We start from the raw sequence: 18,700 nt of genomic DNA on the forward strand, positions 1-18,700 counted from the left end.
GACCGCACTCATCGCTCGTGCAAGCTTTCGTGTCTGTAGCGCATGATCGGCGACAGCACATACTCGATCACGCGCCGCTGCCCGGTCCTGATCTCCGCCGTCACCCCCATGCCGGGCCCCAGCTGCATTTCTCCCTGTTCGGTACCGATCGTGGTCTCCTTCAACGCGATGCGAACCATGTAGGAGGACTCGCGCTCGGAAGGATTCCCTGCAGCCTGCGGCTTCCCTGCGAATGGATCCTTGTCGGATGTCTCGGAAGAAGGTCGCGTGTAGCGCAGGGCGTCTCGGCCGACGAGGCGAACATTCCCGTGGAGGAGACCGTAACGCGTGTAGTTGAAGGTCTCGACCTTGATCTCGGCTTCCTGCCCCACTTCCACGAATCCCACTTCGCGGTTCGGAAGGGTCGCTTCGACCTCCAGCTTCGAGCCACGAGGAACCACGACCATCAGCGTCTGGGCCGGCGTCACGACGCCGCCGATCGTATGGACCGACAGCTGTTCTACCGTTCCGTCAACCGGTGATCTGAGGGTCTGCAAGCCGCTGCGTTGTCGGGCCTTGATGCTGTCCTGCGACAATTGGGCCGCGGTCTGGTTCGCCTTCGCGAGCTCCTTGATGTCCTGGTCCCGCAACTCCTCTTCCGTTTGCTTGCGCTGTTGGACCAATGCGGCGATCTGCGCAACCGTCGCTTCGACGTGGTGCTCGGTCGCAATCCGGGTATGGCTCGACTCAACCAGCTGCCGTTCCGACTCCAGCAGGTTGACCTTTGACGTCAGGCTCTTTTCCAGGAGCTCCCTGTACATCCGCACCTTCTCTTCGAGCAGGGGCAACGTCGCGTCGATCTTGGCAATGGTTGCCTTCGATTCGTCCCGCTCCGCGACCTTGGCCAGGACTTGCTGATCGATCCCGTCGAGCTTGGCGCGGTGCTGTGCCAGCTCGGTCAACAACTGCCGCTTCTGCGCGTCGACCAACGCTGGCTCCGCGTCCGTTGGCGCAACGAAGGCGTCAGCGTCTCCGGCGAGTTGCGCGGACAGCCGTGCCGCATCCAGCCTCGCTTGCATCAGATCCCGCGCAATCCGGTCGACGTCCGCAGCGGTCGCTGTCGGATCGAGTTCGACCAGGACATCACCGCGCCGGACAGAATCGCCCTCGCTGATCGCGATCCGCTTCACCACTCCGATTTCGAGCGGCTGGATCAGCTTCACCTCTCCGGCCGGGATCAACCGTCCATTCGCCACCGCAATGATGTCCACCTTGCCAAGACAGGCCCAGATCACCGCCACCGTCACGAGCAAGACGATCGTCCCAATCATCAGATGACCGGCCGGCGACGCCGGGGTTTCGATCACCTCGAGTGCGCTGGGCAGGAACTCCCGCTCCGAGGCGCGGCGCTGCGCCGAGCGGCGCTGAAAGAGCACCACCTCGCCGGGCTTATGACCTGCAGCGGAGACGCCGTTAGACCGCATTGGAGATCCCCGACTGAAGCCGATAGAGATGCGCGTAACGTCCCGACCGCCGGAGCAGTTCTTCGTGCGTGCCCTCTTCGACTTTTCGTCCGTGGTCGAGCGTGATCAGACTATCGGCGCCGCGCACGGTCGAGAGCCGGTGTGCGATGACAAGCACGGTCCGTCCTGCCGCGATACGGCGCATGTTCTCCTGGATGACACGTTCGCTTTCGTAGTCCAGCGCGCTGGTTGCTTCGTCAAAGATCAGGATACGTGGATTCGCCATCAGCGCCCGGGCGATCGCGATGCGCTGGCGTTGACCGCCCGACAAGGACGCGCCGCGTTCGCCGATCGTCGTGTCATAGCCTTGCGGCAGCTCGACGATGAAGTCGTGCGCCCCCGACAAGGTCGCGGCGCGAATGATCTGCTCGATCGGCGCTCCGGGGTCGGCCAGCGCGATATTCTCGCGCACCGAGCGGTTGAACAGAACGTTGTCCTGCAACACGATGCCGATTTGGTGACGTAGCCAGGCAGTATCGACCATGCTGAGGTCGATCCCGTCGATCAGCACGCGACCGGATTCCGGCGTATAGAGGCGCTGCACCAGCTTGGCGAGTGTGGATTTGCCCGATCCCGATGGTCCGACGATACCGATGACCTGCCCCGGTGTCACATGTAGCGATACATCGGCGAGCACTGCGGGCCCGTTCGGCACGTAGCGGAACGTAACATGTTCGAACCGGACCTCGCCCCTGATCGCCGGTAGCGAGGCAGCCGCTGTCTGGGCAGGCTCTCGCTGCGCATTCAGAATATCGCCCAAACGCGCGATCGAGAGCCTGGTCTGCTGGAAATCCTGCCAAAGCTGCGCAATGCGTAGCACCGGCTGGGCGACTCGCCCGGCCAGCATGTTGAAGGCAACCAGCTCGCCCACGGTGAGGTCGCCCGCCATCACCGCCTTCGCACCCAGATAAAGCGTCGCGACGATCGTGAACTTGTTGATGAACTGGACAACCTGACCACCAATGTTTCCCAAGGTCTGCGCACGGAAGCTGGCGCGAACGTAACCCGACAACTGATCTTCCCATCGCCGCAGCATCTGCGGCTCGACTGCCATCGCCTTGATGGTTTCAGCGCCGCTGACGGACTCGACCAGAAAGGCCTGATTGTCGGCACCGCGGGCGAATTTCTCATCGAGGCGGCGGCGCAGCACCGGAGTCAAGATCACGCTGATGATCAGATATGCCGGCAGCGAGGCAATGACGATCCACGTCAGTAGCGGACTGTAGAGATACATGACCCCGAGAAAGATGAAGGTGAAGAACAGGTCGATCGACAGCGTCAGCGCGGACCCCGTAATGAAATTGCGGATGTTCTCCAGTTCACGCACCCGCGCAACAGAGTCGCCCACGCGGCGATTGGCGAAGTAGGAAAGCGGCAGACCGAGAAGATGGTCGAACAGCCGCGCGCCCAGTTCGACATCGATGCGGTTCGTGGTGTGACTGAAGACATAAGTACGCAGCGCACCCAACGTCACCTCGAACACCGACACAAATGCCAGGCCGATCATCAATACGTCGAGCGTGGACAGCCCGCGATGCACCAGCACCTTGTCCACCACCACCTGGAAGAACAGTGGCGAGACCAGGCCGAGCAGTTGCAGGAAGAATGATGCGATCAGCACCTCTGTAAGCGCGTATCGATACCGATGCACCGCCGAAAGAAACCACCGGATATCAAAACGATTGGCCAGCATTGCCGGCGAGAGCCGCCAGCTCAGCAGGATCAGCTCGCCTGTCCAGACCGCATCGAGATCCGAGCGTTCCAGCAGATTCGGGAGCGCAGTTCCCGCGGTGTGCACAGCGGCGCGACCATCGATGACACGGCTGACGATGCTAAACTGCTCGTTCTGGTTGACGAGGATTGCAGGCAGCGGCGTTTTCTCGAGCCGATCCCAGTTGGTGTTCACCAGCCGCGCGCGCAATCCGAGGCGTCGCGCGATCCGGATCAGATCTTCCTTGCTCGCGATCGCGCCCGCCACCAGGTGATGGCGGGCCAAGGTCACCGGGTTTGCCGGAATCCCCAGATGTCGCGCGATCTGACAGAGCGCCACAAGACCTGTATCAGTCCTGGGCGGGACTGATACAGGCTCCGACTTTCCATCGTTGACGGTTTCCACAGCGCTAAGCCGTAAGTCGCAGCGGTGGCTATACGGTCTGGGTCACGGTCTGTTGCCCGAACCCGTTCAAGGCGAATGTCTTGTTGTAGATCGGCGGGAACGTGCCGAGTTGGACAGTCGTACCGGCCTTGAACGCCGTAAACGAGCCGATATGACTGACGGAAAGCGCGAGCGCGGTGATCGAGGCATTCATCGTGGCGCCGAGCGAGGTGTTGTTCGTCAACGTTGCCGTCGGCACCAGACCAAGGCCGAACTCGATCTTCCCGTCGTGGTTTGCGTCGTGAGTTGACGCGTTCGGAATCGTCAGCGGAGTACCGAACGACAGCGGCTCGACGGTCCCATCTTCCAGGACCAGTGCAGGCACCAGGCCGGAGGAGTTCAGATCGAACTTCTGCACCACGTTTAGTCCGATACCGAGAATCAGATCGAGAACATCGATCGACAACGGACCGATGTTGATGTCGGTCACGTCGGTGCCGAAGATGATGTTGCTGGCGATCGCGACGAGGTCGCCCGACAGGTTCACGATATCGTTGCTGGTCCCCTTACCGGAAATCGTGCCGGGGCCCGCGTTGCTGCCGTTGGTGTTCACATTGGGGAATGCCAGGGTCAGCTGCGCACCGCCGGGCAGGTTGATCGTCGTGCTCAGCTGGCTGCTCTTCAGACTGAAGCCCAGCACCGGCTTGGTGAACGACCCGACGCTCACATGCGTACTTGGGCCGGCGCCGAAAACGGTGGCGTGCGCGCCGGCCGAAAGGCCAAGATCCAGCCCGAAGGTGAATGAGCCGCTTGGTCCATGCGCCGTGAAGTGCCCGCCGCCGAGTTGCACGTCGGTCGCCATGATCTGCATCGTGTCGGTGGTCTTGTTGTAGGTGGAGTCCAGCCCGACGTTGAACGGCAACGTTGCGCTGATATCACCTGCAGTGATCTTCAGGTCGGCCTGAACGCCTGCCCTGACGTGCAGGTTGGCGCCGGCGCTGGCGATCGTGGTAGAGAAACCAAGCGCACCGACCACGGCCTTCTTCGACGTGCTATAGCTCTTGTCAAGACCGAGGAATCCGGTGTTGAAGTCCTTGCTGAAGGCTGCGCCGGTATCCCAGATGCTCTGCCCGGAGGTCTGGAACGTCAGATTGGTCGAGGATTGAGCGTTGTCGATCACGATCGACTGGCTCGTGGTGTTCGAGGCGGACACGGTCGGGTTTTCCGTCTCGGCCGCCGTCGCAGTGATCCCCAACGAGTCAACGATGGAGGTGTTCGCCGGCATCAGAATGTCGACTTCGTCTTGAAAACTGCCCTGGTTGGATGGGTTGAGATTGATGGTATTGCCTGACAGCAATCCGAGCTTGTCTATGATCGACGTGGCGCCCGTCGTTCCGGTCAGGTTCAGCGCGATGCTCTGAACGAAATCCGAGCCCTGATTCACCGTCCCAAAGTCGCCCGATTGCGAGGTAATTTCCAGACGGACTTCGTTGATCGGGTCGCCCGGCTGCATCGGGAGCACCGTCACGTTCACGGCGGGCGTGTCCGCCACCGGCGTCTCCTTCACGGTAACCAGGGTTACCGCGTTGTTGCCCGCGCCATTGGACGAATAGACCTGGAAAACATCCTGATCGCCGGTCGGCGTCCCGTTGACGAAATCGTCGAGCGTCGTCGGCGTGTAGATAAGGCTCTGTCCGTCAGGTGCGATGGTGACTGTGCCGTATTTTGGTCCGAGCGGCCCTGGAGCAACTCCCGTAATGCTCATGTTCGCGCCGCTGACCAGGTTTCCGATCGGAATAGTGATCGCGGTATCCTCAGGCGTCGTTTCGGTATCGGCGGTAATCGTCTGGGTGATGGTCGTGGACGCGGTCGCCGGGGAGCCGGTGTTTTCGACTTCCGCATTGGTCCCCGTCATCGACAGGGTATCGCTGAACGTCGATCCGGCCGGCAACGAGACGAGCAGTTCGTCCGTGAACTGGCCCTGGTTGACAGGAGGCGTAATCAGGTTGCCAGACAACAAGCCGTCGCTGTCAGTGACCGTAATTCCGCTGGTGTTGGTGCCGGTCAGTGAAAGGCTGAAGCTCTTGATGTAGTCCGACATCTGATTGATCGTCGCGAAATCACCCGACGTGACGGTGATATCGAACCGCACCAGCGTCGCAGCGTCGCTGGCATGTGGCGCGGCGATTTGATCGACAACCTTCGGTGGATCTGCAACGGGCACGGCATTCACGGTGACGAAGCTCGTGACCTCGCCGCCAAAACTGTCCGTCACGCAGACCTGGAACGCGTCCCGATTGCCGGTCAGAATGCCGTCAACATAATAGTCAAGCGTCGTCGGCGTATAGATCAGGCTCTTTCCGTCGGGCGAGATGGTCACCGTGCCGTATTGCGGCCCCTCAGGACCAGAGCCGATCTCGCCGATGCTCAGAATCGCACCGCTGTTCTTGTCGGTCGCGAGCGCGCTGACCGGAATGATGATTGACTGATCCTCCAGCGTAGTCACCGTGTCGGGCGTGGCTGTCGGCGCATACGGCGCGACCGTGTCGAGCTTCTGGCCGACACTCAGCGTTCTGACGCCGACGATGCCGGTTTCTCCGGTCGGGTGGAGGTCATCGATCGACAAGTCGTGCGCAGCGTCGCTCAAGACGAAGCTGGTTGAGTGGATGTCCAGATGATCGCTGCCGATACCGGCCAGCCCGAACTCCATCCCAACGTCAAACGCCGGCACCTTGGCGCCGTTCATGTTTACGCCGTTCTTCAGGTTGATCACGCTTCCGGCGCCCGTGACGAACTGCGTGATGTCGGGATCACCGGAGACCTGGAGGCTGGCCAGCTTGCCGTTCGTCAGATCGAAGAACAGACCCGACAGATCGGCCTTGGGCCCTTGCATCGTCACCGTGAAATCAAGGTTGCCGCCATCTTCGACGACTGTGACTTCTGCTCCGGGTGAGCCCGGTACTGTGAAAGTGATGCTTCGGGGGCATACGACTTCGCTCTTGGGTGGCGAGGTCGGATCGGTGGGAAGGAAGACTCCGTCAATGCTTCCGTAGAGCGCCGCAGGGAAGGTAGGGTCTAAGGGATTTCCATCGGACCAGTACCAGAAGCCGTCCTTGCTCTTGAGGACCAACGCCATCTCAGCCTCCCTCGATCATTGATGAAAAATCAAATTGCTACAATGCACCTCTCCTCGCGGAATCTCCTGCCCGGAGAGTCCGCGGTACTGCCAATGAAGATTGACTGACGAAAACGATATTGGGTAAGCGACGAAACTATTGCACGATCGCGTTGTCGCCACAACGCTTATCGTTTCTACTTTTAACTAATACATCTTTAGATAGTACGATCGCGCAGCAAGAGAGCCGGCAATTGGATCGATGATCTCAAGTCGAAGCAGATAAATGCGCCCGCGATTGCATCGGCTCGATTGATCGACAGCGCTCTCCTATCTCCACATCAGCGAGCCGCGGAACACGGCGGTCGCCGATATTCGCGAACAGGCCGCACACGACGTTGCGTCGGCGATTGTCGCGGATGTTAGCAAAGCCATCGCTGTCCCGCTCGACGCTGGAAATCAGGCACGCATTGACGTCGCCGTTGCACGAATCATCAGGGAGTTCGATCAACTGGATATCGTGGCGCCTGCGGCTTTGTGCGCCATGACGTGCTCCGATGCGACTATCGCGACGTCACGCGCTGCCTTTCCTCATCCGTCAGCTGCCGCGCCTGCTCCGCCGTCAGACTGCCGCTGCCGACCACGCGAAACATGCTGTTCGGATCATAGCTCTGCCGCTCATTGTCGTCGCGGCGGCGCTCGTTGCCGCCAGGGTCCGACACTCCGTCGCCGCCGCCATAGCCTAGCACCTCGACAATGATGACCGACGGCTGGCCAGTGTTGGAGGCGGGTGCCGCGGCCGTTGGTTGCTGGGCCGCACCCGCAGTGTTGTTCGCCGCGGTCAACGCGCCCACCGGCGGCCCCTGCACCACCGGCACACCGACCGATGTGCCCTGCACCTGGATGTTGGCGACGTTGAGCACCTGGAGCGCTTCGAGAGTGAGATTGCCCGACACGCGAATTCCGGCCTCGCCGGCGTCGATCGTACCGTGCGGCGCGAACAGATCGACGTTGCCGGGAGGAACACCGGGAACACCAATCAGGGTTGCGATACCAGCACCGGTCTGCGGCGTGTTCGGCGTCTTGGCTGCGCGGCCATACTGATCGTAGACGACCAGGGGCGGCGATGTCACGATCGAGGTCTGCTTGCCCTTGCCAGCGTTGAGGTCGCCGTTGGTCGAGAACATCAGGATGTCGCCGCCGAGCTCGGTGAAGACGCGCGACTGCGCCACCACCACGCTGCGATCAGTGAAGATGTTGACGTCGCCGCCTTCGAGCGTCAGCAGGCCGGGGCGCGCGGTGTCGGTTTGCCCAGTCAGGTCGGGCGTCTGGTTCTCGATGCCAAGCGACACACCGCCACCGGGCGCAAGGATGTTGATGCTGCCGCCCTGCTCGGTGCGGATACGTGCGAGCTGGAACAGCGACAGATTGCCGGCATAGGCCGTGGTGGTCCCTCCGATCACGCTGCCCGGAAACAGAGTTTCAATCGCCCGGTAGGCGCGATCGTAACCCTTGCCGCCGGCACCTTTTCCGTTTGCCGCCGCCTCGCCGCCCGCCTTGAGCTCGGCGAAATATACCTGCTCGATGAACGGCAATTGTGCGGCCGGGGCGAGGTTGCGGAAGTCGGCCAGTGCCTGGTCGCGACCAAGCGCGACGCCCTCAATCATGCTCATGTAGCTCGTGAGTTGCGCAAGATAGCCTTGCGTCGTCGCATCGGTATTGCGCGGATCGAAATAGAGGTTGATGAAGTCCGTATTGTCGGGACCGTCGGCACCGGTGCCGACCACGACGCCGATCGAGGCGCCGGTCGGCGGAAGCAGCGGATTGTCCGCGTTGCCGACCGACGTGATGCCAAGGCCCTGCGTCTTGAACTGGCCCAACTGAGCGACGATGTTGCGACCTGCAAGGACGGACAACGAGCCGGGTCCCTCCACGCGAATGTTGAAGAAATCCGGGTAGGCCAGGCTGCAGGGCTGACAGCTCGCAATGTCGCGCCCGGCCTGCACCAGCGAAGCATCGCCGGGCCCGGCATTCTCGATATCGATGACCGGCTGCATGATATCGAGGCCTGCGCGCACCTGCGCCCGCTCCGACGTCGCCAGCGCGAGTTTTGTCAGGCTGCCCTGGACCGCATAGACATGGACGGTGTGCGGATCGTTGAACTGCACCAGGTTCGACGGCAGCGACAGGGGGCCACCGAACGTGTCGTAGGAGGACGGATTGAAGATTGTGCTCGCGTAATCGCTCCCTGACGGCGCCGAGGCGCCGTTGATTTGGCTCAGCAGTTCAGCCGCCGTCATGCTGACGCCAAAGCCGACGATATCCCGCTGCGCCAGCAGATCGAGGCGCGCCGTCGGCGCCGCCAGTGACGCTAGATAACTGAAGCCAAAGGTGCTTTGGAAAGTGCTGCCGGCCCGGATGGACCCTCCGGCTGCCGTCAACTCGAAGATCGGTGGCGCGAAATCACCGCTCACCGTGATGTCTCCGCCTTCCGAGAATTCGCTCAGAGCGCTGTTGGCCGTCATGCTGGTGAAGAAGCCCCAGGGCGACTGCGGGGTGTAGTAGAATGAGGGAGGCCCATTGCCCTCCAGGCCGGCCGGGATGCGATAGCTGCTAAAGCCCAATGGATCGGGCTGCTGCGTCGTTCGCGTCGGATCGCCGACGATCGCGTTGATCCCCCGGCGAGTCACCACGTTGAACTGGGCATCGCCGATCAGCAGATCCACCCGCGCAGTCGACAGGGAATTGGCGGCCAATGGCGCCATCCCGACCTCGCCGGCCTGGATGTTGGCCGTCCCCTGCCCGACCAGCAGATTGGCGTAATTGATACCGCCTTCCACCGTGAGCGAGAGATTGCCGCCGCCATACACCGACAGGGCGCCGGTTGCACTCATTCCGCCTGTTGTCGGCACGCTGATGTCGACATTCCTGAGGTCGCCGTCGACAGCGACCCGGACGCTACCTCCTCCCAACGCACCAAGTCCCCTGAACGCGGCCACCGACGGGACTGAGTCGGTTCCGAAGTCGAGATAGGGTTGATAGTAAGTGCCGAAATTGAGGAACCAGGTCGGGCTGGCGGCGAACGGTTCGGTCCACAGCCAATAGGTATCGAGCGCAGTGGCCGCGTAGTCCTTCACGGCACCACCGTTGGTGTCGGCGCCGATCAGGCTGCCATGCACCTTGACCGTGAGATTGCCACCACCGGTCTGATAGCTCGCGTTGAGTGTGGTGGGATAAAGCGTATCGAACGAGAGCAGATTGCCGTTCGCGTCGTAAGTGTAGCCGAGATAGCTGCTGTAGTCGTACGTATTTGCCGACAGGATCGGCGCGCGCGACGGCACCGCAAAATTCGGCGTGGCCTGCTCGCCCGCGGTGTAGATCCCGAACGCGGTCTGGATGTCGATGTTTCCAGCCGCGGCAAGGACGAGGTCGCGGGCTCCGGTGCGCACGACGCTCGGAATCTGCACGACGATGCCGCTGTCATTGACGTTGCCGTCGATCAAGTAGGGCGCCGCGAAGATGATCGAGCCCGGCTCGGGATTGGCCGCCGTGGCCGCGGGACGCAATACGGTCGGCACGAGCGCGAGCGGATCGGCACCGGCGAGATCTGCGCCCGCGACCAGCCGCAACGTGGCGGAGCCCGAGCCCGCCGGCAACGGCGCCGCGATCGCGAAAATGCTGCCGTCCGGCGGACCGACCGGCGCCGCAAAGCCGTCGCTGAGGCTGCCATTGATCAGCAGGTTTCCGGCCGCACGCAGCGTCAGCACCATCGGCTCGCCATTGTAGCGATAGGTGTGCAGGTCGATTCCCGAGTTGGTCCTGGACGCATTTTGCAGCAGTTGCAGGTTGCCGCCACTGTCCAGCTCGATGCCGGGCATCAGGTGGAACGCGGTCACGGAGGTGCCGGTCAGCGACCCGATCCCGGCCTTGATATTTGCTGCGGCGATATAGGCCTGCGCATCGCTATCTGCCGTCGCCAGGCTGGTGTCGACATAGGGCGAGCCGGTAACGTCGTAGACCTTGACCGCCTCGACATCGATCTCGCGCGCGCCGACGACATGGACCCCGTTGTTGCGGATGCGCACACCGGTGGTGCCATCGGCGTTGACCGTCCGCGGCACGCGCAGCCAGAGCTGTCCACCGTTCTGCGCGATATTCGGATCAGCACCGGCAACGTTGATCGTCGGCGTGCTGCCGGAGCCGGCGTCGACATCGAATGTCAGCATGCCCGAGCTGTTACCGGCGAGGCCGAGCGTAACCGTACCGCCCCTGGCCGCGGTGGTGCCGGCATTGAGCACCGCATGCGCGCCGAGCTCCAGATTGTTGCCTGCGATCAGGCTGATGGTCGCATCGCTGCCGCCGCTCGCATCGATCAGGCCGGTGACGGTGATGTTGCCACTGCTCGCGGTGAGCTCGACGTCGTGGGCGGTGATGTTGCCGACATTGATGTTGCCGTTTGCCAGCGTCAGCGCCTGCTCGCCCGAGAAACCCGCGATGCTGCCGAGCAGCGCGCTCGCGTTGCCTGAATTGACCGTGATGATCGCCTTGCCGCCGGGGTAGCGCGGATCGGCGCTGGCCAGCAGCTGACCGTCGAGATGGGCGGTCCCGTTCGGCGCCACGACGGTGAGCGTTCCGGCGTCGCCGCCCTGGTCGGAATCCACGACATCGAGCATGGGCAACGTCACCGAGCCGAGCCGGCCACCGCGCAGGTCGACCGTCGCGCCGGAGGCAATCGCGACATCGCCATGCGCGGTCTGCAGCGTCACGCTGCCGGCCGGAGCAATCCGCACCACGTCGAAGAACGGCGTCACCGCCCCGGCGACGTTGGTGACCGACCCGGCCTGCAGCGTGATGGCGTTCTGCGCGGTGAAGGTGATCACGCCGGACGGCAGGTTGATGGTGGTGCCCTGGACGATGCTCTGCGCCGAGACCGAGAGCGTCGCGCCGTTGGAGGCGGCGACTGGCTGGCCGGTACCGCCGGGCAGCGCGGCAAAGGTGACCGTGCCGGCATTGGCGACGAGCTGCGTCAGCGCGCCGGCCTGCGCCGTCACCAGCGGCGTCACGATCGTCAGACCTCCGCTGACGCTGAAGGTACCCGGCATGACCTCGCCGGGGGCGTAGGACACCGTACCGATCGTTTGCATCGCGCCCGCAGCGATCGGCCCCGCATAGGCGACGCCGCCGATCACCTGCTGAGAAGCCGCCAGCGTCACGGCGTTGAAGCCGCCGAAGGCAAGGCTGCCGCCGCCGCCGAGCGTCAGTTGCGTTGCATCGATCTCGAACGCGCCCTGCCCGGTTCCTGTCGCCGCGGCGCCCGTTGCGCCGCCATTCAGCGTGATCGTGTTGGCGCGGAGCTTGACGCTGTCGTCAGCAGTACCAAAGCCGTTGATCACGGGCGCGCTCACCGTCAGCGCGGCGAGCAGGGGCTGGCCAGTCACCGGATCCAGATTGCCGAGATCGACCGAGCCATAGACGTTGATCGCCGAGGACGCCGACAGCACCAAATTGCCGGTCGCCGGCAGATTGCGCAGCGGATCTCCTTCGGACAACTGCGCAAGCAGGCTGGCGCTCAGGTTGAAGCCTGACGCGCCGCCGGTTCCGAAATTGATCACGGGCACGCTGACCATCACGGTTGGCGCCGCAAGGCGCGCGGATGGATCCATCCTGATCGTGTTCGATGCGCTCAGCGCCAGCTCGCGGCCGCCGAGGATTTGCGCACCCGCGCCGATGTTCAGCCGGCTCGCGCTGCTACCCGTTGGCAACGTGACCGGCAGCACCGGCGCATTGGACGCCAGCACGAAGGCGCCCGCTCCGCCTCCGCTGAGGCGCGCCAGCGCGATCGATCCCAGGGTCCTGCCGGTCTTCGGATCGTTCGGAAACAGGGTCGGGATCGCGCCGTACGACGTCGTGTCGATCAGCGCACCGGCGCCGATCGTGATCGCGCTGCTCGCTGTCAGCATGATTTCGGGCGCGGTCAGCACCGCCCCGCTGTCGATCTGGAGCTTCTGCGCCGCCGGCGTGATGGTCAGCACGTTGCCGTACAGGCTGCGCGTGCCGCCGATCAGAATGCTCTGCGCACCGATGCCGTCGATCGCATTCGCCAGCAGCCCGGTCATGCCCGCTGCTGCGGTCCCGCCCGGCGCGAGGATCTCGAGATTGGACGCGACGATATCGACCTGCCCGCCGCGGCCGCCGGCCGGCGCCGTGAAATTGCCGAACCCGCCTGAGGCCGGCAACGACAGACTGTTGATCGCATTGATGACGAGTTGCCCCGCATCGATCGGCAGATAGGGCGCCGCAATGCCGCTCGCCGCGGCCTTGGAGGCATAGAACTGGGTCGCCGTGGTTTCGGCATATTGCGACTGTTGGCGGACGACCGATCCGGGCGTGACGATGTAGACCGAGGGCAGCGGATCGCGGAAGCCGGTGTTGGCGACCTCGCCGTAGCCGAGCACCCGGTAGGAGCCGTCGCGCTGCGCGGAATTCGACAGCCCGGTGGCCGAGGTCTGATTCACCGCGACGGTGACCTTGAAGGCGCCGGGCAACAACGCATAGTGCCCCGGCAGCAAGGTGTAGGTGCCGGCCGGCAGCCCGGTACCCCCGCTCAGATAGACCTGCTGACCGACCTGCAGGGCAACCGGCGCCGACGCGCTCTGCGTCGGATCGCTGAGCTGCATCTGCGGATCGCGCGGCGCATAGCGGTTGCCGAGGCTCGGCAGGATCGCGAATGTCTGGGTGCCGCTCAGCGTATCGAGCGACCCGCCGGCGCCGCTGACGAACTGCGCACCGTAGATGTCGCCGCCGCCGGACTCGTCGATACGCGCAGAGCCCACTTCACCGGACGCTCCCGCGACCGTCAACGCCTTGCCATAGAACGAGATCGTCTTGGCCGGTGGCGCGCTCATCGTATTCGCCGTGCCGGTGTTGTCGTAGCCGTAGATCCAGTCGGTGTTGCCGAGCGGCGCGCCGTACGGGATCAGCGTGCCGCCCGCCGACACCGACGTGATGCTGCCCGGCAGCAGGTTGATCGCCTTCGTGCCGGAGGGATTCCTCGGGTCTCCGAAGGTGATCTGCCCGAGCGGCGCCAGCAGGACGCCATCCTGGTTGATGGTCGGCGCGATGATCTGCACGGATCCGCCCGCTGACAGCGGCACATAGGGCGTCTGGCCGTTGCTGACGACGCTGACCACGCTGTTGGGCCCAGTCGCCTGAATCACGAACTGACCGCTGGATACATTTGAGTATCCATTGTTGATCGGCGCAGTGCTGATCGGATAGATTTCCGTCCCGGTGAACGTCACGTCACCGGCCGTCGCCATCGTGGTCGGCATGCTGTTGTAAACAGGTGAATTCCTGGAGGCCGGCGCCAACCGGATGTCGCCGAGGCTGTTGAACGACATGCTGGCGAAGCCAGGCAAGGACACCGTCCGCTGAACCGGAGTGTTGAAATCGATGAAGCTGGTGTCATAGCTGTAACTCGCGCCGCTGCGCAGGCTTCCCTCGATGTCGATCAGGTCGGCATCAACCTCGAGACGAGCCGTGCCCGCCATGGGCTTTGCGCTGTAGCTACCCAGAGGGATGAAGCTGGAGCTCGAATATTCGTTGACGTTGCGCCGGCCGCCGCCGATCTCGACATAGGGCGCGCTGAGCCGGACGCTGGCACCCGGCGTCGCGCTGATGTTGGTGGCGTTGATGGTCAGGCTGCGCGGCAAGGCGAGATTGACGCTGCCGTTGAACACCAGCGCATCGATGGCGCCGAGCGACGCCGACGCGAAGCCGCCGCTGGAGATCTGGTCGGCGCCGATGAAGAGCTCCCCGAGCAGGCTGCCCGGGATCGCCTGCCCCGGCGACAGGCCCGCCGACATCTGTGGAGCCGCCTGGCTCACGATGGTCTGGAAGATCGGCTGGACGAATTGCGAGGCGCCGGAGTTGTCGGCGACATAGCCCCCGATCACCTGATCGATCGTCAGGCTGCCGCCCGCAACACCGGCGCCACCGGCCTGCGCCTTCATGGTGGCGTCGAACAGCAGGCCGAGCGATGCCCGGATCGCGACGCTGCCGCCCGGCGTCGCAACGGGTGACTGGGTCGCTCCCGATCGGCCCGTGACCTGGAGGATCGTTCCCGACGCCCCCGAAACATCAATGATCGCCCCGGCCTGTGCCACGACGACGCCGAGCGGTTGCTCGCCATAAGGCTGCGTGGCTGCATAGGGGTAGTAGAGCGACGGCTGCGCGTCCTGATTGATGTTGACCTGGCCGCCACCGAGCACGGTGTTCACCGGACGCCTCAACGGGTCGAGCGTCGAGGTCACGAGCCCCGACGCCAGCAACCGCGCGTCTGCTCCGATCCAGAGCGTCTGCGTCGCGGCATAGAACGGGCCATTGTAGGGCGGCGTACCGGCCACTGATCCAATCGGGACCCAGGGTCCGGGCACGCCGGTCAGATCGAGGTTGATGGTCCCGGCGGGCGCGTTGACCGTGCCGTCGACCGTGAGTTGATGGCGCGCGTGCAGCGATATTGTCGCCTGCGGATCGGCGTTGATCACGACGCCGCGCTGAACATTGAGATTGCCGTTGAAGGCGTCGATCGCGCTCAGGACCAGGTTGACCGGCGCCGGCGGCTGATACGAGGGCAGCGCCCCTGCCGTCGCGACATCAGCGACATCGCTGCCGCTCGGCGCCGATACGGCTTGCAGATTCGGAAGCAGATTGCCACCATGCAGCTCGAGATCGGTGCCGGCAGCGACCGTCAGGTTCTGATAGCTGTAGAGCGCGTACTGGCTGAAGCCGCCGCCGGCGAAGAAGCCCGGCGACAGCCGCAGCACGCTCGCGGGATCGACCGGCGTGAGGTTGCTGGTCCCGTCGGCATTGATAGAGCTGACCGTGCGGAGCGGAAGGATGGCATCTCCGCCGATCTGGATCGCAGGCGTGGCGATGCTGAGCGCGCCGCCACGGGTGAAGCCATAGGACCGTACCGTGCCGTCGAGATAGACCCGCCCCGGATAGGTCTGCGCGAGCGTCGCCGAGTTGTGCAGCGTCGCGCCGAAGCCGTCGCTGATCAGCGTGATGTTGCCACCGGTTCCGACCGGCAGGCCGTTGCCGGTCTTGATCCTGCCCGTGCTCTGCATCCAGCCGCCGCTCGACGCATCGATCACCGCGCCGGCATCGATCCGAACATTGCCATAGGCAGCCAGGCTGACGTTGCCGCCGTTGTAGAGCGTGGGCGTGGTGGCGCTGCCGCCGACGAAATCGTTGACCCACAGGCCGCGCGTATCGATCAAGCTGCCGGAATGCAGCTCGACGTCGCCGGTGATAACAGTCGTTCCCCCCTGCGCGGCGTTGACGGTCACCGAACCGGCACGCGCGATCAGCTGACCGTCGATCGAAATTCCGCCCCCGGTCAAGCCGATGCTCGAATTCAGGGCGATCGAGCCGCCGGAGGCGACCTGAAGCCTGGCGCCGCCCACGACGCTGATGGCGGGAGATACGGCGCCGCTGACCGGATCAGTCACGCCGCCCCCGGCATTGATGGTGATGCTGCCATAGTTCGCCTGGTCGAGCAGATCGGCCGACAGGTAGATGGTCTGCTGCCAGGACGGCGGCAGCGGCGACGTCACGCTCGAAAGCGCCGGCGGCGCGATCGACGGCGTGACGACCACGCTGGCCGGGATGATGCTCGCATCGGATGCCCCGAGGGTGAACGCGGCGCCGGCAGGAAGCGTGTTGGCGGTCCGCTGATAAGGCCCGTTGACCGTCGCCGCGACAACCGAGGCGTCGACCTCGGCAGCGTTCGCAATCACGCTCAGGGCGCCGGCGGCGCGTCCTTCGAGATAGGCCGGCTGGTACCGCTGATCAGAGAAAAATGGATTGGCATAAAATTCGGTGACGCCCCAGTGGGCATGATTGACCGTGAAGCCGACCCCGATCGAGACGTAAGTCAGATCGGCAGGGGCTTGGTTGGCGCTGTAGATCCTGCCATCCGAGCCGATCAGCCAGGTGACCGGCACATAGCCGGCCTGGTGCGCGAGCGAGCCGCCGGAAATATTGATCGACGCACCAGGTCGCAGGATGACATCGCCCGTGGAATAGGCGATCACCGCGCCGCCCGTGGTCAGACGCTGGTCGATCGGCCGGTCGACCTGACCGAGCCATCCCGACACCTCCAGCAGGCCGCCCGCGGTGTAGACCCGATCCGAAGCCACCGGGTTGAGTTCGTGGACGTTGATCCACACGTTCTTACTGGAGAGGATGCCGCCGCGCTGCAATGGCGAGTCGCGCAGTTCGTTGGCGCGCACGTTGACCTGCACCACATCGCCCGACGCGGCGACCGGCACGCCCTGCAACCCTGAAACGTCGATCAGGGACCCTGTGTCGACAAGAACACGCGCACCATCGCGGTTGGAGTTCGTGTTGATCTTGGCCGTGGGATTGTCCTGCAGATAGAGCTGGTCTCCGTAGCTCGATGCCTCGAGCGCCACGCGCCCGGACGGCGCGATGATCGCGGCCCCCGACTGCACATTGACGAAGCCGCCTTCGACCAAAATCCGCGACTGCGCCTGGGGTTGCGTGTCCTTCGCGGTAAGACCATCCTCCTCGGGAAGCACCGCGGTGACACTGCCACGCGCGAGTTGCACCGTGCCGGTCTGCGTCGACACCGCGTAATGCGAGGAGCTGTCGTAGCCAAACTCCCCCTGCAATCCCTGCTGCGCGGACAACAGGATCGAACCGGCCTGATTGACCGAGGTGGTCGCCACCAGCACGCCGGATTGCTGCAGATTCATACCGACCAGCGTGATGTTTCCGGTTGGCGCCGCGATCAGGCCGGTGTTGCTGACGGTGCCGCCATTGAGCACATTCAACGCCAGACCCTGCTGGCTCGTGCTGCCGCTTGTCGTGACATAAACCGACGTGCCGGCGGCGAGTGCGGCCTGCCCACCCGGCGTCACGATGCTGCCGGCGTTCTGCACATTGGCGCCGAGCAGAAATACGTTCCCGCCGCCCGTGGTGACGGATGCGGGCGGCGCCGTGACGATCACGGCACCAGCCTCGACGATGACATTGCCGGTTGGGCCGCTGCTATTGCCGAAAATCGGCGCCTGCAAATTACCGGCACTGTCGAACGGCGAGCGATTGAGCAGGCCGGTCTTGAACTGCTGATCGGTGATATTGAGCGTCGAGGCCACCAGCGAGCCGACATTGACCTGGCTCGCGCCGCCGAAAATGATGCCGCTCTGGTTGATCAGCAGCACTTGGCCGTCGGCCCTGATGTTGCCGAGGATCTGGCTCGGCCCGACATTGCCGGTCACGCGATTGAGCGCAACCCAGCTGCTGTTGCCTTGCTGATTGAAGACGACGTCGGTCTGGGCGCCGACATTGAAGCTCTGCCAGTTGAGGATTGCCTGCGGCGCGGTCTGGGTAATCCCGACACTGGTGCGTCCGTTCACATTCGCCTGGGTCGGAAGGTTGGCACCAGACCAGAGGCCTGATCCGGGCGCGACCTGCAGCCCACCCGGCGTAAGACCATTGGGCACCGCAAGCTGCGGCAACGTCCGCGACGTGCCAGCCGCCTGTGCGGCATTGCGCGCGGCCGCCTGCGCCGCCTGCATGGCCTGGATAGCCTGCGCCGCCCTGGTCAGTGCTCCCGAGCTCTTCGCAGCCGCGTCTGCCGCCTGCTGGGCCCCAGAGCTCGCCGCGTCGGCCGCGTATTGCGGCGCCGCGACCGCCCATGGGCTCCCGAACGGCCGCGCATCCGCAGGATGCGCGGCGAGTAACAATGTCAACAGGCTCGTGCCGGCCATCAACCCGCCACGGGACACCCGGCGCGACGACCGCAGCAGTGCGGTCACGGCCAATTCACCGCGCGTATGGGGATGATGGGTGGCTTGGGCTCGAACCGGCATGACACGTCCTTCCAGCGAACATCGCAGAGGTCACACCAGCGTGACGGGAAGCCACGCTCAAAACTGCATGGATTTTTTGTGAAAGTTT

General features: G+C 64.0%; 5 protein-coding genes. All 5 read right to left on the minus strand.

Annotation, left to right across the window (positions count from 1 at the left end; translation table 11 throughout):
* Window positions 1–8 precede the first annotated feature (8 nt).
* The 5 genes from QDT69_RS21330 to QDT69_RS21350 all read right to left on the minus strand — a co-directional run bounded on the left by QDT69_RS21330 (window position 9) and on the right by QDT69_RS21350 (window position 18,558).
* Window positions 9–1,463 carry an HlyD family type I secretion periplasmic adaptor subunit gene (locus QDT69_RS21330; protein WP_279708434.1) on the minus strand — a complete coding sequence of 485 codons (1,455 nt, stop codon included), beginning with the start codon at window positions 1,461–1,463 and terminating at the stop codon, window positions 9–11.
* On the minus strand, window positions 1,453–3,618 hold the full coding sequence (locus tag QDT69_RS21335; RefSeq protein WP_279708435.1) for a type I secretion system permease/ATPase: 2,166 nt from the start codon (window positions 3,616–3,618) through the stop codon (window positions 1,453–1,455). The genes QDT69_RS21330 and QDT69_RS21335 overlap by 11 nt, the downstream gene beginning before the upstream one ends.
* Window positions 3,619–3,646: 28 nt before the next feature.
* A complete protein-coding gene (locus QDT69_RS21340) occupies window positions 3,647–6,733 on the minus strand; it encodes a hypothetical protein (protein ID WP_279708436.1) in 3,087 nt (1,028 codons plus the stop codon).
* Window positions 6,734–6,980: 247 nt separating this feature from the next.
* Entirely contained in the window at window positions 6,981–7,223 is a 243-nt protein-coding gene (locus QDT69_RS21345) for a hypothetical protein (protein WP_279708437.1), read from the minus strand.
* A 52-nt stretch (window positions 7,224–7,275) separates the two neighbouring features.
* A complete protein-coding gene (locus QDT69_RS21350; RefSeq protein ID WP_279708438.1) occupies window positions 7,276–18,558 on the minus strand; it encodes a filamentous haemagglutinin family protein in 11,283 nt (3,760 codons plus the stop codon).
* Window positions 18,559–18,700: the final 142 nt, after the last annotated feature.

The organism is Bradyrhizobium sp. CER78 (assembly GCF_029846235.1).
In the GTDB taxonomy this organism is placed as follows: domain Bacteria; phylum Pseudomonadota; class Alphaproteobacteria; order Rhizobiales; family Xanthobacteraceae; genus Bradyrhizobium.